The following is a 26,929-nucleotide window of genomic DNA, read 5'->3' as shown; positions in this document are numbered from 1 at the left end:
GGCGAGGCGAGGGAAGACCGGCTCATGAAGGATCTCGGCGTCATCGACGGCTTCATGGACACGTTCGGCCGCTATATCGACGGCGGATTCGGGCTTCTCTCGGGTGACGTCGCCTTCCTGTCCAGCACATTGATCGGCATCGACGTCACGCTCGCCGCGCTCTTCTGGACGCTCGGCGGCGAGGACAATGTGCTGGGGCGGCTCATCAAAAAGATCCTCTATGTCGGCGCCTTCGCCTTCATCCTGAACGATTTCAAGAATCTCGCGGACGTCGTGTACCGCTCTTTTTCCGGGCTCGGCCTCAAGGCCTCGGCGAGCGGCATGAGCGCCGCGGATCTGTTGAAGCCCGGCAAGATCGCGGCGACGGGCTACGAAGCGGCGCATCCTCTTCTGCAGCAAGCGAGCAATCTCGTCGGCTTCCCCGAGATTTTCGGCAACGCGCTCACGATAGTCGTGCTGCTCGTCGCCTGGTTCCTTGTCGTCCTCGCCTTCTTCATTCTCAGCATTCAGCTCTTTATCACCGTCCTCGAATTCAAGCTGACGACGCTCGCAGGCTTTGTGCTCGTCCCCTTCGCGCTCTGGGGCAAGACGGCCTTTCTCGCCGAACGCGTGCTCGGCAATGTGATCTCCTCGGGCGTCAAGGTCATGGCGCTCGCCGTCATCGTCGGCGTCGGCTCGACCCTGTTTTCGACTTTCACCGGCGACCTGCAAGGCCAGGACCCCGATCTTGCCGCCGCCATGTCGCAAGTGCTCGGCGCGCTGGCGCTGCTGGGCCTTGCGATCTTCGCGCCCGCCATCGCCGCCGGCCTCGTTTCCGGCGCGCCGCAGCTCGGCGCTGGCGCGGCGCTCGGAACGGCGGGCGCGGCCGTGGGCGCCGTCGCCCTGACAGGCGGGGCGGCGCTCGCCGGCGCACGCATGACGGGACAGGGCGGTCTCGCCGCCATTCGCGCCGGCGCATCGATGGGCTCTTTCGCCACGACCGCCTACGAACTCGGTCAGGCCGCTGCCGGCGAGACTGGCGCGGCGGGCGTCGCCGCCGGCATGGGCGGAATCGCGCGCGCGACAGGCGGCGCTGCGCTCGCCGGCGCGCGCAATGTCGCGCGACGCGCCGCCGCGTCATTGACGGAAAGCGTCGGCGCCGGCCGCAGCGCCGCCTGGACGGCGACGGGCGGCGAATCCACGACTCGCGGAAACGCGCCGCCATCCATCGCCGCCTCGGCCGACCGCGCGCCTTCCTGGGGGAAGCGCCTGCACGCGGAGCAATTCGCGCACGCCCATGCCCACGCTGCGCGGCAAGCCATTCACGAAGGCGACCGACCCGGCCACGGCGCCAATCCCTCGCTTCACGACAAGGACGACTGAATGCTCTTCAAGAGACCGATCGAGCGTTATGGCGCGACGCCGCAGCCGATCACGCCCTATCAAAAAGCGGCGCAACTCTGGGACGAGCGTATCGGCTCGGCCCGCGTGCAGGCGAAGAACTGGCGCCTGATGGCCTTCGGCTGCCTCGCGCTGTCCGCCGGCCTCTCGGCGGGCCTTCTGTGGCAATCGATGCAAAGCCGCGTCGCGCCCTATGTCGTCGAGGTCGACAAATTCGGCGAAGCGCGCGCCGTCGCGCCCGCCATCCAGAATTATCAACCTTCCGACGCGCAGATCGCCTGGCATCTCGCGCAGTTTATCTCCAACCTCCGTTCGGTCTCCACCGACCCGGTGCTGGTGCGCAAAAACTGGCTTTCGGCCTATGACTTCGTCACCGGCCGCGCGGCGCTCTTCCTCAACGACTACGCCCGGAACAACGATCCCTTCGGCCAGATCGGCGTCAAAAGCGTCTCGGCGCAAGTGACGAGCGTCGTGCGCGCCTCCGACTCCTCCTTCCAGGTCAAATGGACCGAGCAGCTCTTCGAGCGCGGCAGTCTCGCAAAGACCGAGCGCTGGACGGCGATCCTCACTGTCTCGATCCAGCCCCCGCGCACGGCGGAGGCGCTGCGCAAAAATCCGCTCGGCCTCTTCGTCAACGCCATCGACTGGTCGCGCGAGCTCGACGCCGCCGCGCCGTCGCCCGCCTCCAACAAGGAGATTGCCCCATGAAACATGTGCCGCCCGCCTTGATCGCTTCCGTCTCCGCGCTGACGCTGTCCGCCTGCATGACCACGACCCCGCCGCCGCAAATCGCCTACGATTCGGAGGACTTCAAACCCGCGAAAATCGAGAAGGAGCCGAAGAAGTCGGTCAGAGTCGTCCAGGTCCCGAAGGTCCTGCCGCTGCCCGGCCAGCTTCAGCCGGCGCCGGGCGAGATCAACGACGATAAGCGCCCGCCGACGGCGCGCGTCGACGACGCCAACAAGGCCGCGACGCAGGAGCCGACGAAACACGGCTACATCAACGCTATCCAGGTCTATCCCTTCACCGAGGGCGCGCTCTATCGGCTCTACGCCGCCCCGGAACGGGTGAGCGATATTTCGCTCGAACCGGGCGAAAAGCTCACCTCGGTTTCCGCCGGCGACACCGTGCGCTGGGTGATCGGCGACACGCTGAGCGGCGCGGGCGAAAGCCAGCGCGTGCACGTGCTCGTCAAGCCCTTCGCGCCGGGGCTCAAGACCAATCTCGTCATCTCGACCGACCGGCGCTCCTATCATCTGCAACTCGAGAGCACCGACAGGACCGCCATGGCGGCGATCTCCTGGACCTATCCGCAGGGCGCGCTTCTCGCGCTGCAGCGCCAGAACGTTGAGGCGGAGGCCGCAGCGCCCGTCGCCTCCAACCTCGCGCTCGACAACATTCGCTTCCGCTATGCTATTTCCGGCGACGATCCGCCCTGGCGTCCGCTCAGAGCCTTCGACGACGGCCACAAGGTCTATATCGAATTTCCGCGCCGCATCGATCAGGGCGAGGCCCCGCCGCTCTTCGTCGTCGGATCTGAGGGCGGCGCCGAGCTCGTCAACTACCGCATGCGCGGCAATTACTACATCGTCGACCGCCTTTTCGCCGCCGCCGAACTGCGCCTCGGCGCCAAATATCAGCAGGTGGTGCGCATCTATCGCACCGAGGGCGTCACTATCGCTGACGGAGGGCGCTCATGAGCGCGTCGCCGAAAGCCGATCCCGAAAGGCTGCAATTGCGCGCGCCGCCCCAGCGCGTCGTGCGCTTCAGGCGCGGCCTCCTCATCGGCGTCACGGCGCTCGCCTCGGGTGCCGTGCTCGGCGTCGCCATTATGGCGCTGAGAGGTCCAGCGCCGCGTCTCGGCAGCCCCGAAGAACTCTACGATACCGGCAAGAAGGCGACGCCCGACGGCCTCGCGGCCCTCCCGCGCGATTATTCGCAAATGAAGCCGCGCCCGCCTTTGCTCGGGCCGCCGCTGCCCGGCGATCTCGGCCGGCCCATCCTCGCGCAGCAACGCGCGCTCGGCGGCGGGCAGGAACTGTCGGCCGAGGAGCAGCGTCTCGCCCAGCAGGCGTTGCATGCGCGCGAAGCGGGCGTGTTCTTTCGTATCGAGAACAGGCCGCAGCCGAACGCGCTCGCGGGAAAATCGTCGCCATCGCTGGTCGCCGCCGCGCCTGCGCAGCCCGAAGCGAACCGCCTCGCGCTCGATCCCGAGCGCGACCAAAACAATCAGCAACGCAAGCTCGATTTTCTCAATCAGCGCGACACGAGCGGCGTCTATAATCCGCACGCGCTGCAAACGCCGATTTCGCCCTATCAGGTGATGGCGGGCAGCGTCATCGCCGCGAGCCTCATCACCGGAATCAACTCGGACCTGCCGGGCCTCGTCGTCGCGCAGGTCACCGAGAACGTCTATGACACCGTGACGGGGCGCGCGCTGCTCATTCCGCAAGGGTCGCGTCTCATCGGAACCTATGACAGCGTCGTCGCCTTCGGCCAGTCGCGCGCGCTCGTCGTCTGGCGGCGCATCGTCCTTCCCGACGGCTCCTCCATCGAGATCGACAATCTTCCGGCGACGGATAATGCCGGCTACGCGGGCCTCGAAGACGAGGTCGACCATCACACCTGGACGCTGCTGAAAGGCGTGGCGCTCTCGACGCTCCTCGGCGTCGGCACGCAATTGAGCATCGGCTCAGACCAGAGCGATCTGGTTCGCGCCATTCGCGAATCGACGCAGCAAAACGCCGCCATGACGGGGCGCCGCATCACCGAGAAAAATCTCAACATTCAGCCGACCATCACTGTGCGGCCCGGCTTTCCATTGCGCGTCATCGTCCACAAGGACATCGTCCTCAAGCCCTACCGCGGAGGCTGACCTATGCTGAAGCTCGGCAAGCTTCCCGACCGCACTCATGCGAAAATCACGATCACGCTTGCGCCCGAACTCAACGCCGCGTTGCGCGATTACGCTGCGATCTACCGCGAGACCTACGGCGAGGCGGAATCCGTCGCCGATCTCATTCCCTTCATGCTTCAGGCCTTTCTCGACAGCGACAAAGCCTTCGCCAAGGCGCGCAGGGCGAGCCCGCCGGACGCAGAAAAAGAGAAGCCGTCGCGCCGCACGCGCAAGCCGCGCAGCGGCGACGTCACTTCGTCATCATCGTCACCATCGTCGTCGTTACCACCAACGCTGGAGATTTGAACCATGCACATCGGCACGTTCTCGCCCGCCAAGGAGGGCGGCTGGATCGGCTTCATCCGCACACTCACCATAGACGCCAAAGTGCGGCTCGTCCCCAACGACGACCGCAGTTACGAAAACGCTCCGGACTTTCGCGTCTTCGTCGGCAATTGCCGCATCGGCGACGCCTGGGAGTCGACGAGCCAGGGCGAGAATCCGAGAGATTATCTCCACGTCCGGCTCGACGATCCGAGCCTGCCCAAGCCGGTCGTCGCGGCGCTGTTTCCCTCCGAGAACGGCGATAGAGCGACGCTCGTGTGGAACAGGCGGAGAGGCGAGTGACAACAGACGGAACGATTGCTCAAACTTCGATGAGCGTCTCTTCGATCTTGACGCCGATTTCCTGAGCAATCGGCGTCCATATGTCGACGCCTTCCGCGTCAGTTTCGATAGTAATGATCAAGGAATAACGAGCGCCGAACTGGCTCCGGTCGCGTTTGGGTTGATCCTTCCACCAACCGGAGACGGGATAAACGCCTATAACGCCGCGCCCTGCGAGGTCGGCGGCCGTGCCGACCCATATGTCCGAATGAAGCGAGCCCTTGTTGCGAGCCTCGCCAATAAACCAATCGGCGAGGTCGCTCCCGCTGTCCGGTTTCGCCTCGTCCTCTTCCAACGCCTTGTTGTTGAGCCGCTTGTGGAATTCGTCGATGCTTTCGGTCGGCGACTTCATGTCGAAACGCAAGCCGTGAGAGGCATAGCGGTGGCGCGTCTTCCATCCGCGCCGTCCGGGGTTGGGTTCTATGAAATATGACAAGGTCACGCGCAAACGGACAGGCGTTTCGCCCATCTCGGCCAACACTGCGGTCGGCCAAGGGAGCTCATGCAGGTGCATCTCGCGCATCTTCCCGTCAGCGAATGGACGAATGGAGGTTTGCGCGATCAGAGTGAGCGCGTCTCCCGCGCTCCGAAGCGCGCGGGCGAGATCCGGCGCGCCATAGCCGTAACGGCGAACCAATTTGGCCCGCGCCTTTTTCCCTCCCGCGCCGTCGAGATGCGTGCGCATGGCCTTCGTCCATCTCGCTGACTGGACGATCAGACCACGGACGCTTTCCGGCCAGAGGTGCGGATATTCGGCGCTGATCACGGCTGCCATCCGTGCGATTTGCGCCGTCGCGGCGCTCGTCGCCCATGAAAGCGCAAAGCTCTTTTCGGCAGGCTTATGGTGCGTCGAAAGCAGGGAAAGGTCCGGTATGGGAAAATCGATGTCCTTCCCGTTCATGGCGAGATTGCCGCCTTCGCACACGATGTCCGGCTTGAGCGGCCAGCTTTCCTGAAAGGTGACCGACGTCGTGCTCCAAGGCGAGAGGTCGCCCGCCGGCGCCAAGGGCGACCAGCCTGCGTAAGAAGCGTCGCTGATGGACGCCTTTTCCGTATACGCACCCACGGTCAGCGCATTCCACGCATGGGCCGGGTCGTGAATAGCTTCGACGTCGCTGCGAACAATATGATCTTCCTGCAAATGAGCGGGATCGACGTTCCCGGCGCTCAGGATAAAGAGACGGGGCGCATTCGCCGCAGCGTCATCCAAATAGACGAGCCCCTGGTTCGACGGATCGAAGGAGCGGCCTGCGGCAAGCGCGTCGATGGCAGCCGACCAAGACGTCGGTTGTCCGCGATCGCGCTCGTCGGTCGCGGTCACAGCCATTGAAAAAACGCGTTGCCGCTGTGGCGCCTGAATTTCGGGACGCATGACGGCCTGCGCCGTGATTGCGCCATAGAGTTCCGGGGGGTTGGCGCCGTGAGGCGGAAGAATCTTGACGGATTCGAGCCGGTGCCGGACGACGACAGGCGCACTCGACGCCAGCACACCGGTCAAGTCGCCATAGCCGGCGAGGCCGGCCATTTCCGTGCCGTGGCCATGGTGGTCATGCGCGCCCCAGTCGGGATTGACGGCCGTGGCGTCCTGCGGAGCAAGGATGTCTTGCAGCAGGGGATGGCCATGCGTGACGCCGGTATCGAGAATGCAAACCGCGGGCGCCCCCTGGCCGGGCAAGACGATCCTGTTCTTGAGATTGTTCACCCAGTCGGCCTGCTCCGTCGGCGACAGACCGTCCACGAAGAAGGCAGCGCTATCCTTTGCGCGACGCAGCTCCGCGAAGTCGTTGAGCACATCCAAGGATGCAGAAAGCTGAGCGGCTGTACCTTTCACCAGGATCACAATCCGATCATCGAAGCCAAGACGGCGCTCGCCGACCGAGAGGCCGGTCTGTTCGGCGAAATCAAGAAGGCGCGCAAGCTCGGCGCCATCGTGGCGGCGCAGCCAGACCTCCCACCAGATCACCTCCCCATCGGCGGGGTAGACGTTCTCCGTGTCGGTCCATAGCGCCCGCAATGTGGCTTTGCGTAATGCGGCGATCCGGTCCACGAGATCCTTGTGGCTAGGCTTATCGCCATCGGCGGTTTCCGCATATTGCTCGAAGCGATCGAAGAAATGCTTTATCGCGCCATCCGGGATGAAGACAGTCGCGAGCTGTATGCGGTCTCCGTCTTTCGGCTGGCCGTAGCGGACATTGAGCAGCTCAATACGCTGTTCCGCCTGTTTCCGCTGGGTTTCGAGGGACTGGAGTTTCAGGTCAAAGCCGGGCGGACTTTCGAATTCGACCGTAATGCCGGAAGTCGCGCCAGTCACGGTTATGCGGGCCGCCTGCCGAGCGGCTTCGGCCTCTTCTCGGATTGCCGTCAGCGTATCGCGAAGAGTGGCCGCATGCGCGACGCGGTCTGCCGGTCCGGGATAGGCAGGCAGATCAATCTTTTTCGGGTGGGGACGATAATCCTCCGAACGAGGCGGGTTAGGGATAAGCAGATGTTTGCGGTTTCTCGGCGCCGCCATCGTTTCGCGAACTCCCGAAGATCATCGATGAGCTGCGCGCCGCTCGCGCAACGCTTCGACAAGTTCGTCGTTGTCAATGCGCGTGTGTCGCTGGAGAATGGCGTTCTTCGCCGCCTGTTCGCAGGAGCGGGTCAGATCGGAATGGCTCAATCCTTTCCCCGCGTCCAGCACATCGCGCCAGTTCACCTGAGATGTATCGAGCAGCGCCAAGCGCGCGCGCATGACCTGTTCAGAAATATCAGGCGATGGCAGGCCGTATTCGATCACGGAATCGAAGCGGCGGAACAAGGCTCGGTCCAGAATTTGCGGATGATTGGTGGCGGCGACGACAATGCTGTCGGAATCATCCTGTTCGAGGAATTGCAAGAACGAGTTCAGCACCCGGCGTATTTCGCCGACTTCGTTCCTGGTCGCCCGTTCGCTCCCCAGAGCGTCGAATTCGTCGAAAAAATACACCGCCCTTGTCTGCTGAATGGCCTCGAAAATCAGCCTCAGCTTGGCGGCCGTCTCGCCAAGATAGCGGGTAATCAGCCCATCGAGCTGGATCGTGAACAGCGGAACGCCGAGCTCGCCGGCCAAGGCCGAAGCGGTCATGGTCTTGCCCGTGCCCGGCGGGCCGATGAGCAACAGCTTACGAATCGGCGACATCCCGTGAGCGCGAATGTCTTCGCGCTGGCGCTGCTCGAGAAGGATGCGCGCGAGGCGAGCGCGAACCGAACGATCGAGCGCCATGTCGGAGAGCCGGATCGACGGGAAGGCGGCGCTCAGGAGCCCGGCCAGCTCGCCGCGCGGCTGCACGATTGGAACAGGCTTCGTCCTCTGCCCAGGCGAAGGGGATTGGCCGCGTGCTTTCGCGCGGTCCACCAATTCACGAAGTTCCTGCGCGAACTTCGTGTGCCCTTGCCGAGCGGCCTGAGCGGCGACCTGCAAGGCGATCGCATAGAAGCGCTCGTCGTCACCCTCCGAGTGACTCCGAATCAGCGCTTTGACATGATCTGCGGTCGCCATTTTCCCTCGCCTATCCGGTAAGAATCTTCCTTCCTCGAATTGATATGTCCATATCCTTTTGTATTTATTTCTATTCTTACCGAAATCCTGCCGCCGTTCTCGATGTCGTTCGCAAATAGAGCCTTACTCCAACGCCGTTCTTCGGTCCATCATGGAAGATAGCCATGCCCGGCGTCCTGCGGATCGGGCCCACTTCGGCGCGGCCGTTTCAACCGGATGGCGGCACGCCATCGAAATCCGAGCCATTTCCGGCGCCGGGTTCCGCGGGATACTTGACGGGCGGGCATTGTAACTGACGCGCGACCGACGCCGCTTCTTGAAGACCGTTCGAATTCGTGCGCCCCGACGTTTCCACGTTGCCGGTTCACGACGCCACCGTCGGTCCGAGAGCTGTCTCCAGCGTTCGGCCCTCCGGAGCGGACGCCTTGAGTTCGTCGAGATAGCCCGCCCACCATTGCATCATCTTCACGCGCTCGTCCCAGTGCTCGCCTCGCGCGTAAGCCCTGCGGACGTCGTTGTTCTCCACATGGGCGAGCTGGCGCTCGATGGCGTCAGGATGCCACTTGCCGCATTCGTTGAGCAAGCTGGAGGCCGTCGCTCGAAAGCCGTGCGCTGTCGCCTCTTCCTTGCCGTAGCCGAGACGTCGCAAAGCAGCGTTGAGGGTGTTATCGGAAATCGGGCGATCCGGCGCGCGGACGCCAGGGAACAGGAGTTCGCCTCGCCCAGAAATTCGCTTCAATCGATCGAGGATCGCGATGGCCTGGATCGCGAGGGGCACGCGATGCGGACGGCGCATCTTGGCGCGCTCGGCGGGAATGGTCCAAACCGCCTTGTCGAAGTCGAATTCGGTCCACTCGGCCGCTCGTAGTTCCCCGGGGCGCGGAAACAGCAGCGCCATCAGTTGCAACGCGGCGCGAACGGTCGGCTGGCCGTCGAACCAGTCAATCGCGCGAAGCAACGCCCCGAGGGCTTTCGGGTCGGTCACGGCGGCGCGCGGCGTCACGATCGGCTTGGTCAGGGCGTCTCGAAGGGCGAAGGTCGGATCGTTTTCCGCGCGCGCCGTTGCGATTGCGTAGCGGAACACGCCGCCGATGGTGGACCGCAGCCGGCGGGCGGACTCGTAGCGCCCCCGCGCCTCGACCTGCTGAAGCGCTTTCAAGACGGCCGGCGCGTCGATTTCCCGGATCGAACGATCGCCGATCGAGGGGTAAGCAAATGAAAGCAGCCAGTCGACCTTTGCGATGGTCGCTTCCGCCCGCCCTTCGCGCCGCAACTTCGCCACATATTCCTCCGCGATGGTCCGGAAGGTCTCCTTGGCGCGTTCAGCGATGGCCTTTTTCTGCTTTTTCTCCTCGGATGGATCGCACCCGCCGGCCAGAACCCGCTTGGCCTCGTCGCGCGCTTGCCGGGCGTCCGCCAGCGAAACCGCGGGGTACGCTCCCAGCGCCAAGAGCTTTTGCTTTCCGTTGAAACGGTAAGCAAACCGCCACAGGCGCGCGCCAGACGGCTGCGCCCAGAGCTGAAGTCCGCCGCCGTCGGAAAGTTTTTGAAGTTTCGCCGCAGGCCGGACGTTCCGGCACTTCATGTCCGACAAGGCCATGGTCGCTGCCGCCGCGTTGGTATCCGATACCAACAGGAGGATAGGCGATACCAACAGAAATACCAACAATCCCGCTCGTTGGACGACGTGCGACGGCCTACCCGCGGCTGCGCCGACGTGCGACGAATTTCATCTTTTTCTTTGATTTTCAGTAGATTATGGGCGCGAGAGCGCGCAACGGGAGGCGAGAGGGAGAGCGGGGAGTAAGGGGGATGGTGCCCAGGGGCGGAATCGAACCACCGACACTGCGATTTTCAGTCGCATGCTCTACCAACTGAGCTACCTGGGCTCGCGCGCGGCGCGTGGAGGGGCTTATAGAAAGGGCTTTGGCTCTTGTCCAGCGCCCTCTGCAACTTTTGTAGCGCGGCAAAACAAATGGCCATGCGCGACAGATCAGATGGCCTAGCCCCATATACCCCCGCCAACGGGGTTTATATCCCGTGCTGATCGTTAAGCAGGAGCCCTTCGCGGGCCTCCCGCGCTGCGTGCTTCGGCCTCGACATGCCCTCCGCCTCAGGCGAGCCGGCCCTCCCGCTCCCTTCAGGCTTCCGCCCCTGAGGGTGAACAATAAGCTGCCTGCCGAAGGCGGCCGAGAGATGCAGCGCATGGCCCAAGGCTCGAAGCCTCGTCATGGTTCGAGGCCGGAAGCAAGCGCAAACCGAGCCGAGCTTTAAGGCCACGCGCTGCGGCAGTGAAAACTCTGGTTTCCGGCCGGCGGTTCCCCACCTGTCTTTTTAAGGCTCCGAAGATTATCTTGAGGAATGGAGCGAACCCGACGCGAGCAGCATCTGGCGGAGGCCGAAGCGCGGGTCGCGCTGGGCGAGCGGCACCTCGCCCAGCAACAGGAACTCATCGCAAAGCTGGAAGTCCTGAACTTCGCCCTTACCGACGCGCGGAATTTGCTGCGGTTGTTCGAGGAAATCCAGATCCTGCACGTGGCGCACCGAGACCAGCTCCGTAGGCAGCTGGGCGGCGGGTAATGCCGGCAAGCGCCATGGCGCCCGCTCTATGGACTCAGACCGTCGCGCCGAACCGCGGCGCACGTCACGCCAATCCGCGAGAGGCCGCGCGGTGCGGGAAAGGCCTTGGTCGCACCAAAAATAGGTTCCGCGAGCCTCCCTGGCGGCAGGATAACAGCCGTCTCTCGGTAGGACGAATGACAGGCGCGGCGAGCATCCGTCTCGGTTCGTCCTTTCGGACCGCCTCGTCGGCGACCCCGACGCGACGCGCGATCCTACTGCACCACCCAGTTGGCGCCGTTGCACCTGACGCCGACAACCGATGTGCCCGCGCCTGCGACAGCGCTGTTCCAGGCTGGGGAATTGGCGTTGACAACGGCGGAATAGACGCTCCCCTTCATGTTGGCCTGGCAGGTCGGAAGCTGCGAGACGAGCACTGGCAGCGAATATTTAACGACCACGTTCGTCGCGGCCGGGTCGACCGAGAACGCGGGCGGCGCGGAACCATTTGCATTGCCGCCGTCAATGTTGACGTCGACGCCCGAGGCGGCGACGGTATAGGCTGCTCCAGACAGATTCTGGACCAAGTTGCCCGCAACCATGACGTCTCGCCCGCTCACGCGGATGCCTTTCGCATTCGCGGAGCCGAGCAGGATATTTGAAGAGATGTTGGCCTGATTGCCGCACGCGTCGATCATATACCGGCTGTTGAGGCCAGTCCCGTCGAGGAAGACATTGCCGCCAATAAACGTCTGCAATCCGCAAATTTTAACGCCCCCGCCAGTCGACTGATAGAGCGAAAAGTTGCTGGACAGGATTTGCACGCCGACGAGGCGGGAGTCATAAATGGCGGCGGGCGCGACCGGGAGGTCAATGTCGTAGTCGCTGTTGTTGCCGAACTGCGAGTTTATGACGGCGATCTGACTGATATTGGACGACGGCGAAGGGGTCATCGCGACGCCCTTCGTCCCCTGGGTGCAATTCAGCGCGTAAACCGTGACGCCCTGTATCCAGTCGTCGATATAAAGACACGCTCCAACCGACATTGTTCGCACATTTCGAATGTCGTAAACGACGCCATAAGTCGAGGATGCAGGGAGTCCGCGCAGGTAAATCGTCTGGCCGTTCCCCACGCCGGCAATATATGCCCCTTCCTCAAAAACATCCGTTATCGACACATTTGAGACGTTCTCAATGTCAATCGCTCTTGCGAACCATTGCGTGTTTGCGCCGTTCCCAGCCTTGGGACCGAAGGTCAAGTCATGCAAATTGCTCTGGGCTGAAAGCGCAGGGTTGGCGTTAGCCGTGGTTTGCGAAAGCACAATCGCCTTCGCCGCATTGGTCGTGTTGTCGGTCAGAAATTGCAGCTGGCCAATTTCCGCCGACGAATATTGGTCAGCGTAATTGAGGGTCAGCCCGGCAATCGCGCCTGTCACCCAAATCCGCGCGCATGTTTCCGATGCGCCGATGATCGACAGGCGGCCGCGGGCAGGGATCGTGACAGATAGAGCGGTCCCCACCTTATAGGAGCCGCATGGAAAGCGGATAGCGCCGCCATTTACCCCCGCCGCCGCCGCAGTCAGCGCGCTTTGAATCGCCGCCGAACTGTCCGCTACGCCCGTTGAGTCCGCTCCGAACCAGACCGGATCGATCGGCAGGCTAGCGGCGCATATCCACGCCCCGGAGGCGCGAACGACGATGCGGCCAACCGTATTGCAGTAGGCGTTGTCGAACCAGGTCGCGGTGGCCGCGACGCCGCCCGCCGCATTCACCCCGTTGGCGGCCGCGCTAGCGACGCCTGAGCCCATCGAAAAGGCGCTCACATGCCCCGCGCCGTCCCCCTGCGTCACACCGTTGACGCCGCCGGCGCCGCCCTTGTCCTTCGGCAGGATCTCGTTCCCGGAATCGGCGTCGAGCGCCTGCCTGGTCGCGAGCGCGCCCGCGGCCGAGGCGGCGGCCCGCGTCGCCGAGGTCGAGGCCGCCTGCCGGCTCGCCGCCGCGGAGGTCGCGCTCGCCGCCGCTGTGGCGATGGCGCTGGGATAGGTAGGCGCCGTCTCCAGCGCGACGGCCTGCGCGGGCGCCGCGACGCAAAGGGCGAGGAGGGTGAAAAGGCGAGAGATCTGCATCTTCGTTCCGTTCCTTGTTCCATAACGAGCGCGATGCGCGTCGCCCGACCCCGAGATGACCGACGCTTGCCGGCGGCGGGCCGCCTCGGCCTGAAAGGCGCGGACGATCTTAGTTGATCCGGAACCTGGCTGCCGGCGGACAGGAGCGGGGCGTCGCGAAGCGGAGCGCCGCGGGGCGCGCCTTCCGGCTTCAAGGCGACGCCGAAATTGCCGCCCGCGGCGCGCGCTGCGCATCGCGAAGACCGCGGGTCAAGCATTTCACGACGCTCGCCGTCTTGCCGGCGGCGCCGGCTTCCCCTAAACCGGCGCGGAACGGGAGGGATTATGAGCGATATCAGGCGAATTGGCGCGGGTCCGCGCATGAGCAAGGCGGTCGTGCGCGGCAAGGCGATCTATACGGCCGGGCAGGTGGCGGAAAAGACCAAGGGCGGCTCCGTGGCCGACCAGACCCGCGAGATCCTCGCCCTCATCGACGAGCTTCTGGCCGAGGCGGGCAGCGAGAAGTCGAAAATTCTTTCGGCCACCATCTATCTTTCCGACATCTCGACTTTCGCCGAGATGAACGGCGTCTGGGACGTGTGGGTCGACAAGGAGAACCCGCCCGCGCGCGCCACCGTGGAAGCGAAGCTCGTGGCGCCGGACTACAAGGTCGAGATCGCCGTCATCGCGGCGAAGTAGTCCCCGTCAGGGGATTGTCCGGGTCGAAGGCGTAGCGCAGCGTTTCGAAGCGCATGGCGAGCGTGTCGATCAGCAGGAGACGGCCAACGAGGCCTTCTCCGAAGCCGACGATCTGGCGCAGGACTTCGAGCGCCATCATCGCGCCGGCGATCCCGGTCAGCGCGCCCAATATCCCCGCCTCCTCGCAGCTCGGCACGGTTCCGGGCGGCGGGGGCTCCGGGAACAGGCAGCGATAGGTCGGGTTGGGCTTGCCGTCCGGCCCGGTCTCGAAGGGCCGCAGCGTCGTAAGCGAGGCGTCGAAGCCGCCGACGGCCGCCGTGACCAGCGGCTTTTTCATGTAGAAACACGCATCGGAGACGAGATAGCGCGTCGCGAAATTGTCCGACCCGTCGGCGACGAGGTCGTAGCCCGCGATCAGCGCGCCGGCGTTTTCTTCCGTCAGCCGCAGCGGATGCGGCTCCACGCGCACATGCGGGTTGAGCCGGGCGACGGCCGCCTGCGCGCTCTCGACCTTCGGCCGACCGACGCCGGGCGTATCATGGATCACCTGCCGCTGAAGGTTGGAGAGCGACACGACGTCGTTATCCACGACGCCGATCGTTCCGACGCCGGCGGCGGCGAGATATTGCAGCAAGGGCGCGCCAAGCCCGCCGGCGCCGATGACGAGCACCCGCGCGGATTTAAGCTTTTGCTGTCCGGGGCCGCCGATTTCGCGCAGCACGAGGTGGCGGGCGTAGCGTTCGATCTCCTCGGGGCTGAGGCTCATCCGGTCTCCGGCGCTTGCATTAAGAGACGAGCTGGCGATGCTGCGGATTGCCCCGATTCGGGCGCGGGCATCGGGCGATTTTCCATGACCATAGCGGCTTCGCCGCCGGGTCTCCAGCCGGAGGAATATGACGAGATCGAAGCGGCGGCCATGTCGATCGAGCGGCCGGGCGCGCGGTTAGAGGCCCGGCAGGCGCTGGCCCCGGTCGAGTCCCGCGCCTTGGCGGATCGCCTGACCGGGCTTTGCTGGTCGTTGTGCGAGCGCGGCGTCGACGATTTCGTTAAAATCGGAGCTTTGGGCGGCGAGCGCGCCTGTCGCGCCGGAGCCCGACGCCCCTCATTTCCGGGCGGACGAGCGCCTCGCGGCGCCGTCATGGCTGGACCGTCTGCCCCTTGTCGGCCGCTTCGCGCTTGTCGCCTGATTTCTTGAGGGCTTCGAGACCGACCGCGCCGAGCGAGGCCGCGCCGCGCGCATAGGCGATATTGTCGAGAAACTGCCGGGCGCAATTCTCCCAGGTGAAAGTCAGCGCATGGGCGCGGGCCGCCGCGCGCGGAATGTCGAGCGCCGCAAGCGCCGCCGCGCGCAGATCCTCGTCCAGCGCGCCGGCGCCGCTGCCGCCGACGACGTCGAGCGGCCCCATCACCGGGAAGGCGGCGACGGGGAGGCCGCAGGCCATGGCTTCAAGCAGGACGACGCCGAAAGTGTCCGTTCGACTCGGGAAGACGAAAACGTCCGAGGAGGCGTAAAGCGCGGCGAGCTCCACCGGCGTCTTCACGCCGACGAATGTCGCTTGGGGGTAGCGCGCCTCGAGCGCGGGGCGGGCCGGCCCGTCGCCGGCCACGAGCTTCGCGCCGGGCAGATCGAGCGCCAGGAAGGCTTCGAGGTTCTTCTCGACGGCGAGCCGGCCGGCGTAAAGGAAGACCGGGCGCGGCAGGTCGAGCGGGATCCTGGCGTCCGGGGTGAAGATCGCGTGGTCGACGCCGCGCGACCAGCGCAGGAGACGGCGGAAGCCGCGCGCGTCCAGTTCGCGCGCAAGGCTCGGCGTCGAGACCATCACGCCGCCGCCGGCATTGTGAAAGCGGCGCAGCGCGGCGTAGGTCACGCCGACGGGAAACCCGGTCCGCGCATGAATATATTCGGGAAAGCGCGTGTGAAAGCTCGTCGTGAAGACGCGCTTGTCGCGCAGGCAGACGGCGCGCGCCGCGAGGCCGATCGGCCCTTCGGTCGCGATGTGAATATGGTCGTAACCCGCATCGAGCCGCCGGCGCACGGCGCGGGGCGTGGCGAGGGCCAGCGAAATCTCCCGATAGGTCGGCATCGGGAAGGAATGGAAGTCGCGCGGCGTCAGAAAGTCGATCTCCGCCCCGAGCGGCCCGGCGGCGCGCGCGACGGATTCGAGCGACCGCACGACGCCATTGACCTGGGGGCGCCAGGCGTCCGTCGCGATGAGTATCCGCATCAGGCGGCCGCCGCGCGCGGCGCGGGCAGCGCCTTGATCTGCGGCGCGGCGCCGGCGTCGCGCTCCGCCATCGTCAACCAGTGCAGGATCTCGAAACTTCCGTCCTCATGCTCGGCGACGGCGGTGCAGCTTTCGACGAAATCGCCCGTGTTGACATAGCGCACGCCGTCGATGACCTTGATCGCCGCATGGTGGATATGGCCGCAGACGACGCCGTCGACGCCGCGCCGACGCGCCTCGGCGGCGAGCGTCTCTTCGAAGTCGCCGATGAAATTCACCGCCTCCTTCACCTTCAGCTTCGCCCAGGCGGAGAAGGACCAGTAGCCGACGCCGAACATGCGCCGGAAACGGTTGAGAACCGTATTGACGGCGATGGCCGCGTCATAGGCCCAGTCGCCGAGGAAGGCGAGCCAGCGGGCGTTGCGCACGACGATGTCGAACTGGTCGCCATGGATGATGAGCATCTTCTTGCCGTCGGCGGTCTCGTGCACGGCGTGCTCCACCACCTCGACGCCGCCGAAAGTGAGGCCCGTATAGTCGCGGGCGAATTCGTCGTGATTGCCCGGAACGTAGATCACGCGGGTCCCCTTGCGGGCCTTGCGGAGCATTTTCTGAACGACGTCGTTATGCGCCTGCGGCCAATGCCAGCCCTTTCGCAGCTTCCAGCCGTCGACGATGTCGCCGACGAGGTAAATCGTCTCGGCGTCGTTGTGCTTGAGGAAATCGAGCAGGAGATGCGCCTGGGCGGCCTTGGCCCCAAGATGCAGGTCGGACAAAAAGAGCGTGCGGTAGCGCCTGGGCTCGGGCTCGACCGCGCCTTGCGCACGGAAACTCGTGAGGTTTTGTTCGGCCATTCGCGCGTCCCTCCCCCGTCGCCGGATACGACGCTTTTCACCAGATTCAGGTCACAGTCCGATGACACCGCGCCCCGCGATTGGACATTTGACGAGGGCGGCGATCGTTCGATATTTCGAACGGAATCGGATAACATGGCGTCCGTTTGAAGAGGCGCGGGGCGATGGGCGTCGAAGGCAAGGAAAAGCACAAGATCCTGGAAGCCGGAGCGCTGGCGCTCTCGGGACAGCTCGGCGCGACCATTCAGCGGCTGCGCAAGGCCTACAACCTGTCGCTGTCCGAACTCTCGCAGCAATCGGGCGTCGCCAAGTCGATCATCAGCCAGATCGAGCGTAACGAGACCAACCCGACGCTCGCCACCATCTGGCGCCTTGCACAGGCGCTCGACGTCTCGATCGAGCGCGTGCTGCAGACGACCGAGGACGAGCCCTTCCTCGAAAAGACCAGCAAGGCGGATACGCCGATCCTGCTGTCCGACGACGGCAAATGCCGGCTCGCCATCATCGGCTGGATCAAGACGGTGGAGTGGCTCCAGGTCTACGAGCTTTCGGCCGACCCCGGCGGCGCGCTGGAATCCGACCCGCATCAGCGCGGCTCCGTCGAGAGCCTCTCGGTGCGCGAGGGCGAGCTTGAAGTCGAGGTCGCGGGCGTCAAGGAGACGGCGAAGGCGGGCGAGACGCTGCGCTATCGCTGCGACCGGCCCCATGTGATCCGCAATCTGGGCGAGGCGCCGGCGCAGGCGACCATGGTCTGCATCCTCAAAGCCGCCGTGATGGAATAACGGACTTGGCCCCGGAACTGAAGGACGACGCCCGGCGCCCTGAATTCGAGGAAGTTTCGTAGATCAGGCGGCGCGCCCCGTTCCGAAGGTCCGGAGCGCGCTCCCTGCGGCGCGTTCCAGAAGATCAGGAAAGATCGCCCACGTGCTTCTGGCTGTAGAGCTGGACGCCGAGCTGCCTGATCAGCTCCTGCTGGGTCTCGAGGAAGTCGATATGGCCTTCCTCGCTCTTGATGATGCGCTCGAAAAGCTCCATCGAGACGCGGTCATTGACCGAGTCGCAATAAACGGCCGCCTCGATGTACATGGCGCGGGCGTCGACTTCGGTCGCGAGGTCGGCGGCGATGATTTCCTCGACCGTCTGGCCGATGCGCAGCGGATCGAGCACCTGCATGTTGGGGAAACCTTCGAGGAAAAGAATGCGCGCGGTGAAATCGTCCGCATGGCGCATCTCCTCGATGGATTCCTTACGCCATTTCTCGGCGAGCTCCTTGAAGCCCCAGTTGTCGAAGATGCGATAATGCAGCCAGTACTGGTTGACCGCCGTCAGCTCTGCGCGCAGTCCGCGATTGAGATATTCAATGACCTTCGCGTCGCCGCGCATGTGCAATCCCTTTCCATAGTCATGGTCACGCCGCCAGTCCGTCGGCGCGGCAACTGTCACAATCGCCGTTTCCGCCGCATTCGTCCAGCCTCGCCGCAGAATGCTGATCGACGATCGCGACGATGCTGCGAACGCAGCGCCCGCATTTCGCCTCGCAGCCCATATTGCGAAAAACCGATGCGACGGACGGACGGTCCGCGCGCGTGGTGACGGTCTCGCGCACATCACGGTCCGAGATGACGTTGCAGGAGCAGACGATCATGGCTTCGCCTAGTTTGGAAAGATTGCAAACTACCTTTTACATCAGTAGGTTACATTCTTCCCCCAGTTTTGCAACCGGCCCCTTGTCGGTTTTCCGACATCGCTCCGGCTGTCGCGTCGAACGTCGCAAGCGGCGTGCCGCCGTTTCTGATTTTGGAAATCTTCCACGCAGGGCAATGGGCGGGAGAAGAAAAGGCAACGCGCCCAAGGCGCTGCCGGTATTGGCCGCGACGCGAACCGGGCGCCCCTCCGCGCTGCGGCGCCGGCCGGCGAGAAACGACGGAGCCGCGAGCGTCAGAACGTCGCGGCCTGCAAATGGCGGCGTCTCGCGCGGCGTCAGTCTTCCGACAATCGCGTCTTCCCCGGCCCGTGCGGCTCGACCAGCGCGCCGAAATCATGCGGCTCCCTGCGGGCGCGGCGCAGCGCGGCCTCAAGATAGACGGTGAAGGCGTCGATGTCCCCCTCATGGGTCCGATGATTGATGATCGCCGCGCGAATGGCCGGGGCGCCGTCCAGAATGGTGAGCGAGGGCGCGGCCTCGCCGCGCTCGTGCAGCTCCATGACGATCTCGCGGGCGAGCGAGCCGTCCGCATCGCACTTCACGCCGAAGCACACGATGTTGAGCGCGACCGGAGCGCGCATGACGAAGCTCTCGGATTTTTCGATCCAGGCTTCGAGCCGCTTGGCCATGCGGCAGCATTGCTCGATGCATCGGGCGAGCTTTTTCGCGCCGAAGGTCTCGATCGTCATCCAGGCCTTGAGCGCGCGGAAGCCCCGCGAGAGGTCCGGGCCAAGGTCGCAGGGCCAGGTGTCGCCCGCCGCGAGGCCCCTCGGGGCGCGGGAGAGATAGGCGGCGTTGGCGGCGAAGGCGCGCCGATGCGCTTCCCGATCGCGAACCAGGAAGAAGCCCGCGTCGTAGGGCGCATGCAGCCATTTATGGAAATCGAAGGCGATGGAGTCCGCACGCTCCAGCCCCTTGACCAGAGGCTTCAGCTGCGGCGAAAGCGCCGCCAGCGCCCCGAAGGCCCCGTCGACATGGAACCACATGTCTTCGCTGTGAGCGACGTCGGCGAGGCGGTCGAGCGGATCGACCGCCCCCGTGTCGACGGTCCCCGCCGTTCCGACGACGAGAAAGGGGCGAAAGCCCGCCGCCCGGTCCGCCGAAATGGCGTGCCGCAGGGCGCTGATCTTCACGCGGCGGTTTTCGTCCGAAGGGATGAGCCGCAAATGCCGCGCCCCGAGGCCCGCAAGCTCCATCGCCTGCCGCACGCAATTGTGGGCCTCCCGCGAGGCGTAAGCGATGAGCTGGCCCTCTTTCGCGCAGAGGCCGTTCAGGCGCACATCCTTGTCGCCATAGGCCTGATCCCGCGCGACGAGGAGCGACAGGAAATTGGCCATGGACGCGCCGGTGACGAAGATGCCCGAAGCGTCCGGAGGAAAGCCGAAGGCCTGCGCCATCCATTTGGCGATCTGCCGCTCGACGTCGATGGCGATGTGATTGCGCCCGCCGCAGTTCGAGTTCATGCCGGCGGCGAGCATTTCAGCGACCATGCCGACCGGCGTGCCCGCCCCCTGAACCCAGCCCATGAACATGGGGTGGATGTTGCCGGTGGCGAAAGGCTTGATAAAGCGGTCGAAATCCGCGAGCACGGCGGAAAGCTCGCGTCCCTCCTGCGGGAGGTCGCGGTCGAAGCGTTCTTTCGCCTCCTCGCTCGGCGGAATCCAGACCGGCCGCTCGCGCAGGCCCCGCAGATAATCGATCATGAGGTCGAGCGCGCGGTGGCTCTCGGCGCGGAAAGCGTCCCAGTCCTCGGGGTCGAGATCGACCGGCTCGGTCATGTCGCGGCGCTCCCGCGCCACGCTGGCGCAAAGGCGGTCAAATGGGGCATGCGCCGCGCGTCTCCCGGCGTTTCAACGGCGAAGCCAAATAGCCGCCTTTGGCGCCTTCGCGCAACCTCGACTCAGGGGGCGAAGGCGAAGCTGACGGAGCCCACGCCCTCGATCTCGCCCGTCGCCCGGTCTCCCGGCTGCATCGCGCCGACGCCCGGGGGCGTGCCGGTGAAGATGAGATCGCCCGGCGCCAGCGCCACATAGGTGGAGATCGCCGCGACGATTTGCGGCAGGCTCCAGATCATGTCGGAAAGGTCGCCCTGCTGGCGAAGCGTCCCATTGACCGCGAGCGCGATGCGCCCGCGCGCCGGATGGCCGATCCTGGCGGCCGGGCGGATAGCGCCGATCGGCGCCGAATTGTCGAAGCCCTTGGAGAAATCCCACGGTTTGCCCGAATTACGCGCCGCGGTCTGCAGGTCGCGGCGGGTGAGGTCGATTCCGGCGGCGTAACCGAAGACGCAGTCGAGCGCGCGGTCCGGCGGAATGTTTTCCCCGCCCGACCGCAACGCCGCGACAAGCTCGATCTCGTGATGAAGATTCGCCGTGAGGCGAGGAAACGGGATCGTCGCGCCGTCCGCAACGACCGCGTCGGCGGGCTTGGTGAAGAAGAAGGGCGGCTCGGCCCCCGGCTCCTTTCCCATCTCGCGCGCGTGCTCGGCGTAGTTCAGCGCCACGCAGAAAATCCGCCGCACGGGAAAGCGGCGAGCGTCGCCCGCGACGGCGACTGACGGAATCGGGGACGGGGGGAAAACGAAATCCTCGGACATAGAATAGAAATCTCTCTCCACGGCTCGAACGCATATAGATTGTTACAGGCCGTTTTCGCTATTGTTTTCACATGCCGTTGCCAGATCAGGGAATTTTTGGAGAGGCGCTCGATCGCGGTCAGTTCGGGCTGGCCGTCTTCGACGAGAATCTCATCGTCACGAGCCGCCTCGGCGCGCTTTCCGAATGGGCGCCGCCCGCGGGCGCGCCAGCCTGCGAGGCGCCGATCCTGACGCATATGGAGGCGAATTTCGTCGAGCTGCGGGAGAACGGCGGCGAGATGGTGCTGCCTTCGGTGCGCTGGAGCGCCGAGGGGCCGCGCGTGACCATATCGATCTCGTGGAATCCGCAGTCGCGCGCCTTCATCGTCGTCACCGCGCCCGATCACGCTGGCGAGCAGATCGACCGGCTTATGGCCTCTGACCGGCGCGAGAAGCAGATCCTGCGGCAGCAGGCCGACGCCGCCGCCGCGCGGCTGCGGGTCGCGGACGCGCTCTATCGCGACATCGTCGAAACCGCCGACAATCTGGTGCTGCGCTTCGGGCCGGATCGACGGATCGTCTTCGCCAATCGCGCGGCGGCGCTTTTTCTGGGGCACCCGCAGGACGGGCTCGCGGGCATGACCCTCGACGCCCTGTTCCCCGCCGACGGCGCCCCCTGGCCGCTGGAGCGGGCCGCCGAGGAGCGCACCTCCTTCGAACTCTCCGCCCGCGACGCCAAGGGCCGCGCCGCCTGGCTCGCCTGGGACGTGAACTTTCTGGGGCCCGAAGGGGGCGGAGAATTTCAGGCGGTCGGGCGCGACGTCACCCTGGAGCGTCAACTGCGCATCGCGCGCGAAAAGGCTCAGGAGGAAGCGCGCGCCGCCGCCGTCGCCCGCGAGCGGCTGCGCATCGCCCATGACCTGCACGACACGCTGGTGCGCTCCATCGTGACGATGATCGCCGAGGCGCGCCTGATCGCCAAGCAGACGAGCGACCCCGAGGCGAGGGCGGCGCTCGCGGAGCTCGACGCGCAGGCCCGGCAAGGATTGTGGGAGGCGCGCGAGGCCATCGCCCAGACGCGCGCGGCGCGGCGGGAGGACATGGATCTGCGCGCCATCGCGATGGAATTCCGGTCGCGCTGGAGCGATGTCGAAATGACGCTCGATTTCGCGGCCGGTGCGCCGCTCGCCTCCGAGACGGCGACGCTTTTCGCGGCCGTGCTGCGGGAGGCGCTGCACAATGTCGAGCTTCACGCCGGCGCGAGGCGCGTGCGCGTCGCGCTGGCCTGCGACGAAACGGGCGCGCGGCTTGAGGTCGAGGACGACGGCGCCGGCTTCGACCCGCAGGCGCCGGCGCAGGGTCATTTCGGAGTCGCCGGCATGCGCGAGCGGGCGGCGCTCGCAGGGGCGAAGCTTGAAGTCGAGAGCGCGCCCGGCAGGGGGACTCGGATCAGGCTTGCGGCGGCGTCGCCAAGCTAGATCGCGCTGCGTTTGGGCGGAATCGCCTAAACGCGCACAACGTGATGGATTCCAAAGCCCGCCGACGCCGCCTAAACTGGCGCGATTCGTCGTCGAGGCCCCGAGCCCGTGGCGGAAGGCCGTCAGCTCCTTAAATAAACGCCGGTGGTTGCGGCGTCGAACCGCTCGCGCGCAAGGACCGGGGAGAAAATTGGATCGGACCGATCACCCCGAACCTTATCCAGGCGCAAGCAGCGCGCCGAGGTCGGCGGCGACGACTTTCACCCCCATCGCGGCGACCCTCGGAGCGCTGGCGGCGGCGCTCTTGCTCGCCGCTTCGCTCCTGTCGTCGGGGGCGCATTTCTCGCCGCCGCTTCAGCACCTGCTTTCCGCGGCGGTCATCGCGCTGGCGAACAATGTCGATAATCTCGGCGCGCGATTAGCCTATAGCGTTCAGGGAACGCGGCTCAGCGTCGCCGTAAACGTGTGGATTTCCGCCATCACCCTGTTGGTCTCCGCCGCAGCCGCCTATTTCGGCGGAGTCGTCATCCTGTTCTTCGGAAAGTTTCTTGCTTCCTTTTTCGCCATGGCGATGCTGGTCTCTCTGGGATTGTGGATGATCCTCCACGCGCGCCTGCAAAGTTGGCACGAGAGGATCCATGAGGAAAAATCGGCGACGCGGCGCATCCATATTCTCAAGAAGCCTCATGACGCCGACATTGACGGTTCCAAGCATATCGACTTCGCCGAGGGAACGGTGCTTGGCCTTGCGCTGTCCGTCAACAATGTCGGCGGCGGCGTGGCGGCGGGCGTCCTGGGAGTCAACCCGATGCTTGTCGGCTTCCTGTCGGCCGTGGTGAGCTTCCTCGCGCTTTGGGCGGGAAACTATGTCGCGGCGTTTTTCATCAGGCGGCGCATATCCGATAAAGCCGCGTTGGCGGGCGGCGCGGCTTTGATCCTGATCGGCCTGAAGCAACTTATGTAGCCCCTAATGGGCGGCGCAAATCGAAAGGTTTTCCCGCGGCCGGGCCCCTTCCCGTCGAGGCCGCTCGCCGCAGATGCGCCTCGGCATGAGGGGCGCCCAAAAATTCAACCGGAATTCCCTAATCGAAATCCGCCGGATCGAAGCTCCTGAACGTCGCGCAGAACTCGCACGTCACGCCGATGCGGCCGTCGTCGCCCACCATGTCGGCGCGCTCCTGCGGCGTGAAGCTCTTCAGAAGGCGTTCGACGCGCTCCATGGAGCAGCGGCAGAATTCCTCGACCGGACGCTCGTTAAAAACCTTCACGCCGCGCTCGTGGAAGAGGCGGAACAGAAGGCGCTCGCCGGACAGCGAAGGGTCGAGGAGTTCGTGATCCTCGAGCGTGCCGGCGAGGGCCCGGCCTTCGGCCCAGGCGTCGTCCTCGGCCTCCGGGACGCTTTCGCCGCCGTCCGGCGCGTCGCCGGGATGGAGGTCGCGCACGCGCGCCCCCGCCGTCGGCAGATATTGCAGCAGCAGCCCGCCCGCGCGCCAGCTTCGGCCCCGCGGCGTGACGACCTCGCCGACGGCGAGGCGCACGAAGGAGGGGATCTGCTCGGACTGGCGGAAATACACATGGGCGGCCTCGGCGAGACTCTCGCCTTCGAGCGGCACGACGCCCTGATAGCGGGCGGCGTCCTCCTCGCGCTCAATGGTGAGCGCCAGATGGCCGCGCCCGAGGAGCGCCGCGGGCTCCGGTTGCGAGATTTCGCCAAGGCGAGCGGCGTCGAAGCGGGCGAAGCCGCGCAGCTTCCCCGGCGCGTCGTAATCCACCACCAGCATGTCGACGGGGCCGTCGCTGCGCGTCTGCAACTGGAAGCGGCCATGCGACTCGAGGATCGAGCCGAGCAGCGCGGCGAGCGCCATGGCTTCGCCGAGAAGGCGCGCGACCAGGGGCGGGTAGTCATAGTGAGTGAGCACGGCGTCGACCGTCGGCCCCAGCCGCACGAGGCGGCCGCGCAGATCGAGCGCCTCGACGGCGAAGGGCGTGACGCGGTCGTCCTTCGCCTCGCGCGAGACGGGCCGGCTCGGCGCCTCGAGCATCAGGCGATCCCCGGCGCGAGGCACCAGGCGAGCACGCCCTTCTGGGCGTGGAGGCGGTTCTCGGCCTCGTCGAAGACGACGGATTGCGGTCCGTCCATCACCTCGTCGGTGACTTCCTCGCCGCGATGGGCGGGCAGGCAGTGCATGAAGATGGCGTCCTTGGCGGCGGCGCGCATGAGTTTCGCGTCGACCTGATATGGCGCGAGGACGCGGCGGCGGAAATCCTCGTCGGCGTCCCCCATCGAGACCCAGCAATCAGTAACGACCGCGTCCGTTCCGGCGACGGCGGCGTACGGGTCCCGCATGACGTTCATCGCGGCGCCGTTGGCCCTGGCCCAATCAATCAGGCTTTGCGGCGGCGCAAGCTCCGTCGGCGTCGCGACATTGAGCGTGAAGCCGAAGCGCGCGGCGGCGTGCGCCCAGCTCGCCAGAACGTTGTTGCTGTCGCCGACCCAGGCCACGCTGCGGCCGTCGATCCGCCCGAGGCGCTCCTCGAAAGTGAGGAGGTCGGCCATGATCTGGCAGGGATGCGAGAGCTTTGTGAGCCCGTTGATGACCGGCACGGACGCGTGGCGCGCAAGCTCCGTGAGATCGTCATGAGAGAGAATGCGGATCATCACCGCGTCGACGAAGCGCGACAGCACGCGGGCCGTGTCGGCGATGGTCTCGCCGCGGCCGAGCTGCATCTCGCCTCCCGTGAGCATGATCGTCTCGCCGCCGAGATCGCGCATGGCGATGTCGAAGGACACGCGGGTGCGGGTCGAGGGCTTGTCGAAGACCATCGCCAGATATTTCCCCGCGAGCGGGCGCTCGGCCGGCGGCGCGCCCTTCACGCGTTTCGCCTTCAGAGACTTGGCGAGTTCGAGAATCCGGCGAAGCTCCTTGCCGGAAAAATCGCACAAATCGAGAAAGTGACGCGGCCGCGTCATGGAATGCGCGGTCATCTACGCCGCTCCCAACTGCTTGGCGGGCGCCGCGAAACGCGCGCAGGCCCGGTCGAGGCGCGAAAAGGCCTCCGAAACATGGCTCTCATCGATGATGAGCGGCGGCAGGAGACGCACGACATTGTCGCCCGCGAGCACGGTAAGAAGACCTTCCGCGCGCGCCGCCGCGGCGAAGTCGCCATTGGGGACGCGCGTCTTGAGGCCGAACATGAGGCCCTCCCCCCGCACGGCCTCGATCACCTTCGGATAACGGTCCTCGAGCTCGGCGAGGCGCTGGCGCAGCAGGCCGCCGAGCGCGGCGACGCGCGCCATGAAGCCTTCGGCGAGCACGATGTCGAGCACGGCGCCGCCCACGGCGGTCGCAAGCGGATTGCCGCCGAAAGTCGAGCCATGCGCGCCGAGGGTCATGCCCTTGGCCGCCTCGCGCGTCGCGAGACAGGCCCCGATCGGGAAGCCGCCGCCGAGCCCCTTGGCCAGCGCCACGACGTCGGGCGTGACGCCCGCATGTTCGCAGGCGAGGAACTTGCCCGTGCGGCCGACCCCGCACTGAACCTCATCCAGCGCCAGGAGCAGGCCGCGCGCATCGCAAAGCGCGCGAAGCTTGACGAGAAAATCCTTCGGGAAGACGCGCAGCCCGCCCTCGCCCTGCACGGGCTCGAGCAGCACGCCGGCCGTCTCGTCCCCGATCGCCGCCTCGACGGCGTCGAGATCGGCGAAGGGAACCTGGTCGAAGCCCGTCATGGGCGGACCGAAGCCTTCGAGATATTTGGCGTTTCCGCCGGCGGCGATGGTGGCGAGCGTGCGCCCGTGAAACGCGCCCTCGAAGGTGATCAGGCGATAGCGCTCGGGCTGGCCGTTGGCGGCGTGATATTTGCGCGCGGTCTTGATCGCGCATTCCACCGCCTCGGCGCCCGAATTGGCGAAAAACACGACGTCGGCGAAAGTCGCCTCGGCGAGGCGCCGGGCCAGGATCTCCGCCTGGGGAATCTGAAAGAGATTGGAAAGATGCCAGGGCTTTTCCGCCGCCGCCTTGAGCGTGGCGACGAGATGCGGATGATCGTGGCCGAGCGACAGAACGGCGACGCCCGAGGCGAAATCCAGATAGCGGTCGCCATTCTCCGCGAAAAGCCATGCGCCTTCGCCGCGCGTGAAAACGACGTCGGCCCGCGCATAAGTCGGATAGAGCGCAGAGGTCAAAATCATGCTCCAAGGCCCGGAAGGGCGCCGCCGCGCTGCCGTCGGAGCCCAAAAAACAAAGCGCCGCCCTTTGTCGGGGCGGCT

The 26,929-nt window shown here is 65.6% G+C and carries 25 protein-coding genes and 1 tRNA gene; 10 read left to right on the top strand and 16 right to left on the bottom strand.

Going from position 1 to position 26,929, the window contains the following annotated elements; translation table 11 throughout:
- Positions 1 to 24 precede the first annotated feature (24 nt).
- From trbL to ACNHKD_RS02785, 6 genes are read left to right on the top strand one after another with little or no spacing between them, the layout of a single operon-like run.
- Positions 25 to 1,362, top strand: coding sequence for a P-type conjugative transfer protein TrbL (trbL, locus tag ACNHKD_RS02810; RefSeq protein WP_442755611.1), 1,338 nt, complete (start codon positions 25 to 27; stop codon positions 1,360 to 1,362).
- A complete protein-coding gene (gene trbF / locus ACNHKD_RS02805) occupies positions 1,363 to 2,088 on the top strand; it encodes a conjugal transfer protein TrbF (protein ID WP_442755610.1) in 726 nt (241 codons plus the stop codon). It begins immediately after the preceding gene.
- On the top strand, positions 2,085 to 3,080 hold the full coding sequence (gene trbG, locus ACNHKD_RS02800; RefSeq protein ID WP_442755609.1) for a P-type conjugative transfer protein TrbG: 996 nt from the start codon (positions 2,085 to 2,087) through the stop codon (positions 3,078 to 3,080). The genes trbF and trbG overlap by 4 nt, the downstream gene beginning before the upstream one ends.
- Positions 3,077 to 4,255 carry a TrbI/VirB10 family protein gene (locus ACNHKD_RS02795; RefSeq protein WP_442755608.1) on the top strand — a complete coding sequence of 393 codons (1,179 nt, stop codon included), beginning with the start codon at positions 3,077 to 3,079 and terminating at the stop codon, positions 4,253 to 4,255. The genes trbG and ACNHKD_RS02795 overlap by 4 nt, the downstream gene beginning before the upstream one ends.
- A gap of 3 nt (positions 4,256 to 4,258) precedes the next feature.
- Positions 4,259 to 4,582: a DUF2274 domain-containing protein gene (locus ACNHKD_RS02790; protein WP_442755607.1), complete on the top strand. Its 324-nt coding sequence runs from the start codon at positions 4,259 to 4,261 to the stop codon at positions 4,580 to 4,582.
- Between the two features lie 3 nt (positions 4,583 to 4,585).
- Positions 4,586 to 4,903 carry a DUF736 domain-containing protein gene (locus ACNHKD_RS02785; protein ID WP_442755606.1) on the top strand — a complete coding sequence of 106 codons (318 nt, stop codon included), beginning with the start codon at positions 4,586 to 4,588 and terminating at the stop codon, positions 4,901 to 4,903.
- Positions 4,904 to 4,922: 19 nt separating this feature from the next.
- On the opposite strand, the gene ACNHKD_RS02780 is transcribed toward ACNHKD_RS02785, so the two are convergent.
- From ACNHKD_RS02780 to ACNHKD_RS02755, 6 genes are all read right to left on the bottom strand, one after another.
- Positions 4,923 to 6,989, bottom strand: a complete 2,067-nt coding sequence (locus tag ACNHKD_RS02780) for a S8 family peptidase (RefSeq protein WP_442756822.1) — start codon at positions 6,987 to 6,989, stop codon at positions 4,923 to 4,925.
- 486 nt (positions 6,990 to 7,475) lie between these two features.
- Positions 7,476 to 8,048: an AAA family ATPase gene (locus ACNHKD_RS02775; RefSeq protein ID WP_442756821.1), complete on the bottom strand. Its 573-nt coding sequence runs from the start codon at positions 8,046 to 8,048 to the stop codon at positions 7,476 to 7,478.
- 778 nt (positions 8,049 to 8,826) lie between these two features.
- Positions 8,827 to 10,062 carry a tyrosine-type recombinase/integrase gene (locus tag ACNHKD_RS02770; RefSeq protein ID WP_442755605.1) on the bottom strand — a complete coding sequence of 412 codons (1,236 nt, stop codon included), beginning with the start codon at positions 10,060 to 10,062 and terminating at the stop codon, positions 8,827 to 8,829.
- Between the two features lie 213 nt (positions 10,063 to 10,275).
- A tRNA-Phe gene (locus ACNHKD_RS02765) sits at positions 10,276 to 10,351 on the bottom strand.
- Between the two features lie 460 nt (positions 10,352 to 10,811).
- A complete protein-coding gene (locus tag ACNHKD_RS02760; protein WP_442755603.1) occupies positions 10,812 to 11,051 on the bottom strand; it encodes a hypothetical protein in 240 nt (79 codons plus the stop codon).
- Between the two features lie 245 nt (positions 11,052 to 11,296).
- On the bottom strand, positions 11,297 to 13,147 hold the full coding sequence (locus ACNHKD_RS02755; protein WP_442755602.1) for a glycosyl hydrolase family 28-related protein: 1,851 nt from the start codon (positions 13,145 to 13,147) through the stop codon (positions 11,297 to 11,299).
- A gap of 324 nt (positions 13,148 to 13,471) precedes the next feature.
- Between ACNHKD_RS02755 and ACNHKD_RS02750 the strand changes: the two genes are divergently transcribed.
- A complete protein-coding gene (locus ACNHKD_RS02750) occupies positions 13,472 to 13,825 on the top strand; it encodes a RidA family protein (protein WP_442755601.1) in 354 nt (117 codons plus the stop codon).
- On the opposite strand, the gene ACNHKD_RS02745 is transcribed toward ACNHKD_RS02750, so the two are convergent.
- The 3 genes from ACNHKD_RS02745 to ACNHKD_RS02735 form a co-directional block, all read right to left on the bottom strand.
- On the bottom strand, positions 13,809 to 14,591 hold the full coding sequence (locus ACNHKD_RS02745) for a HesA/MoeB/ThiF family protein (protein ID WP_442755600.1): 783 nt from the start codon (positions 14,589 to 14,591) through the stop codon (positions 13,809 to 13,811). The genes ACNHKD_RS02750 and ACNHKD_RS02745 overlap by 17 nt on opposite strands.
- 370 nt (positions 14,592 to 14,961) lie before the next feature.
- Positions 14,962 to 16,050, bottom strand: a complete 1,089-nt coding sequence (locus tag ACNHKD_RS02740; protein WP_442755599.1) for a glycosyltransferase family 4 protein — start codon at positions 16,048 to 16,050, stop codon at positions 14,962 to 14,964.
- Positions 16,050 to 16,904 (bottom strand): UDP-2,3-diacylglucosamine diphosphatase, encoded by an 855-nt coding sequence (locus ACNHKD_RS02735; RefSeq protein ID WP_442755598.1) that lies wholly within the window; start codon positions 16,902 to 16,904, stop codon positions 16,050 to 16,052. The genes ACNHKD_RS02740 and ACNHKD_RS02735 overlap by 1 nt, the downstream gene beginning before the upstream one ends.
- A gap of 164 nt (positions 16,905 to 17,068) precedes the next feature.
- On the opposite strand from ACNHKD_RS02735, the gene ACNHKD_RS02730 reads away from it, so the two are divergent.
- Positions 17,069 to 17,686: a helix-turn-helix domain-containing protein gene (locus ACNHKD_RS02730; RefSeq protein ID WP_442755597.1), complete on the top strand. Its 618-nt coding sequence runs from the start codon at positions 17,069 to 17,071 to the stop codon at positions 17,684 to 17,686.
- A 124-nt stretch (positions 17,687 to 17,810) separates the two neighbouring features.
- Here the strand turns inward: ACNHKD_RS02730 and bfr are convergent, their stop codons facing one another.
- The 4 genes from bfr to ACNHKD_RS02710 all read right to left on the bottom strand — a co-directional run bounded on the left by bfr (position 17,811) and on the right by ACNHKD_RS02710 (position 21,205).
- The gene (gene bfr, locus ACNHKD_RS02725; RefSeq protein WP_442756820.1) at positions 17,811 to 18,287 is read right to left on the bottom strand and encodes a bacterioferritin; all 477 of its coding nucleotides are present in this window, start codon (positions 18,285 to 18,287) and stop codon (positions 17,811 to 17,813) included.
- 25 nt (positions 18,288 to 18,312) lie between these two features.
- Positions 18,313 to 18,549, bottom strand: coding sequence for a (2Fe-2S)-binding protein (locus ACNHKD_RS02720; RefSeq protein ID WP_442755596.1), 237 nt, complete (start codon positions 18,547 to 18,549; stop codon positions 18,313 to 18,315).
- 335 nt (positions 18,550 to 18,884) lie between these two features.
- Positions 18,885 to 20,387: a pyridoxal phosphate-dependent decarboxylase family protein gene (locus ACNHKD_RS02715; RefSeq protein ID WP_442755595.1), complete on the bottom strand. Its 1,503-nt coding sequence runs from the start codon at positions 20,385 to 20,387 to the stop codon at positions 18,885 to 18,887.
- A 122-nt stretch (positions 20,388 to 20,509) separates the two neighbouring features.
- Entirely contained in the window at positions 20,510 to 21,205 is a 696-nt protein-coding gene (locus tag ACNHKD_RS02710; RefSeq protein WP_442755594.1) for a fumarylacetoacetate hydrolase family protein, read from the bottom strand.
- A gap of 71 nt (positions 21,206 to 21,276) precedes the next feature.
- On the opposite strand from ACNHKD_RS02710, the gene ACNHKD_RS02705 reads away from it, so the two are divergent.
- A complete protein-coding gene (locus tag ACNHKD_RS02705; protein WP_442755593.1) occupies positions 21,277 to 22,662 on the top strand; it encodes an ATP-binding protein in 1,386 nt (461 codons plus the stop codon).
- Positions 22,663 to 22,852: 190 nt separating this feature from the next.
- Positions 22,853 to 23,626, top strand: coding sequence for a manganese efflux pump (locus ACNHKD_RS02700; RefSeq protein WP_442755592.1), 774 nt, complete (start codon positions 22,853 to 22,855; stop codon positions 23,624 to 23,626).
- A gap of 118 nt (positions 23,627 to 23,744) precedes the next feature.
- Here ACNHKD_RS02700 and ACNHKD_RS02695 read toward each other — a convergent pair whose 3' ends face one another.
- From ACNHKD_RS02695 to ACNHKD_RS02685, 3 genes are read right to left on the bottom strand one after another with little or no spacing between them, the layout of a single operon-like run.
- Complete coding sequence (locus ACNHKD_RS02695) at positions 23,745 to 24,704, bottom strand: Hsp33 family molecular chaperone (RefSeq protein WP_442755591.1); 960 nt, start codon at positions 24,702 to 24,704, stop codon at positions 23,745 to 23,747.
- On the bottom strand, positions 24,704 to 25,648 hold the full coding sequence (gene argF / locus ACNHKD_RS02690) for an ornithine carbamoyltransferase (protein WP_442755590.1): 945 nt from the start codon (positions 25,646 to 25,648) through the stop codon (positions 24,704 to 24,706). The genes ACNHKD_RS02695 and argF overlap by 1 nt, the downstream gene beginning before the upstream one ends.
- Positions 25,649 to 26,845, bottom strand: a complete 1,197-nt coding sequence (locus tag ACNHKD_RS02685) for an aspartate aminotransferase family protein (protein ID WP_442756819.1) — start codon at positions 26,843 to 26,845, stop codon at positions 25,649 to 25,651. It abuts the gene before it with no gap.
- Positions 26,846 to 26,929 lie beyond the last annotated feature (84 nt).

It is taken from the genome of Methylocystis sp. JAN1 (assembly GCF_052186135.1).
In the GTDB taxonomy this organism is placed as follows: domain Bacteria; phylum Pseudomonadota; class Alphaproteobacteria; order Rhizobiales; family Beijerinckiaceae; genus Methylocystis.
This window is presented reverse-complemented; position numbering and strand designations above follow the sequence as displayed.

What these genes read in the sequence shown, in the direction of transcription:
- trbL (WP_442755611.1), top strand. Translation starts at nt 25, where the DNA reads ATGAAGGATCTCGGCGTCATCGACGGCTTCATGGACACGTTCGGCCGC.
- trbF (WP_442755610.1), top strand. Translation starts at nt 1,363, where the DNA reads ATGCTCTTCAAGAGACCGATCGAGCGTTATGGCGCGACGCCGCAGCCG.
- trbG (WP_442755609.1), top strand. Translation starts at nt 2,085, where the DNA reads ATGAAACATGTGCCGCCCGCCTTGATCGCTTCCGTCTCCGCGCTGACG.
- ACNHKD_RS02795 (WP_442755608.1), top strand. Translation starts at nt 3,077, where the DNA reads ATGAGCGCGTCGCCGAAAGCCGATCCCGAAAGGCTGCAATTGCGCGCG.
- ACNHKD_RS02790 (WP_442755607.1), top strand. Translation starts at nt 4,259, where the DNA reads ATGCTGAAGCTCGGCAAGCTTCCCGACCGCACTCATGCGAAAATCACG.
- ACNHKD_RS02785 (WP_442755606.1), top strand. Translation starts at nt 4,586, where the DNA reads ATGCACATCGGCACGTTCTCGCCCGCCAAGGAGGGCGGCTGGATCGGC.
- ACNHKD_RS02775 (WP_442756821.1), bottom strand. Translation starts at nt 8,048, where the DNA reads ATGACCGCTTCGGCCTTGGCCGGCGAGCTCGGCGTTCCGCTGTTCACG.
- ACNHKD_RS02770 (WP_442755605.1), bottom strand. Translation starts at nt 10,062, where the DNA reads ATGGCCTTGTCGGACATGAAGTGCCGGAACGTCCGGCCTGCGGCGAAA.
- ACNHKD_RS02755 (WP_442755602.1), bottom strand. Translation starts at nt 13,147, where the DNA reads ATGCAGATCTCTCGCCTTTTCACCCTCCTCGCCCTTTGCGTCGCGGCG.
- ACNHKD_RS02750 (WP_442755601.1), top strand. Translation starts at nt 13,472, where the DNA reads ATGAGCGATATCAGGCGAATTGGCGCGGGTCCGCGCATGAGCAAGGCG.
- ACNHKD_RS02745 (WP_442755600.1), bottom strand. Translation starts at nt 14,591, where the DNA reads ATGAGCCTCAGCCCCGAGGAGATCGAACGCTACGCCCGCCACCTCGTG.
- ACNHKD_RS02740 (WP_442755599.1), bottom strand. Translation starts at nt 16,050, where the DNA reads ATGCGGATACTCATCGCGACGGACGCCTGGCGCCCCCAGGTCAATGGC.
- ACNHKD_RS02735 (WP_442755598.1), bottom strand. Translation starts at nt 16,904, where the DNA reads ATGGCCGAACAAAACCTCACGAGTTTCCGTGCGCAAGGCGCGGTCGAG.
- ACNHKD_RS02730 (WP_442755597.1), top strand. Translation starts at nt 17,069, where the DNA reads ATGGGCGTCGAAGGCAAGGAAAAGCACAAGATCCTGGAAGCCGGAGCG.
- bfr (WP_442756820.1), bottom strand. Translation starts at nt 18,287, where the DNA reads ATGCGCGGCGACGCGAAGGTCATTGAATATCTCAATCGCGGACTGCGC.
- ACNHKD_RS02720 (WP_442755596.1), bottom strand. Translation starts at nt 18,549, where the DNA reads ATGATCGTCTGCTCCTGCAACGTCATCTCGGACCGTGATGTGCGCGAG.
- ACNHKD_RS02715 (WP_442755595.1), bottom strand. Translation starts at nt 20,387, where the DNA reads ATGACCGAGCCGGTCGATCTCGACCCCGAGGACTGGGACGCTTTCCGC.
- ACNHKD_RS02710 (WP_442755594.1), bottom strand. Translation starts at nt 21,205, where the DNA reads ATGTCCGAGGATTTCGTTTTCCCCCCGTCCCCGATTCCGTCAGTCGCC.
- ACNHKD_RS02705 (WP_442755593.1), top strand. Translation starts at nt 21,277, where the DNA reads ATGCCGTTGCCAGATCAGGGAATTTTTGGAGAGGCGCTCGATCGCGGT.
- ACNHKD_RS02695 (WP_442755591.1), bottom strand. Translation starts at nt 24,704, where the DNA reads ATGCTCGAGGCGCCGAGCCGGCCCGTCTCGCGCGAGGCGAAGGACGAC.
- argF (WP_442755590.1), bottom strand. Translation starts at nt 25,648, where the DNA reads ATGACCGCGCATTCCATGACGCGGCCGCGTCACTTTCTCGATTTGTGC.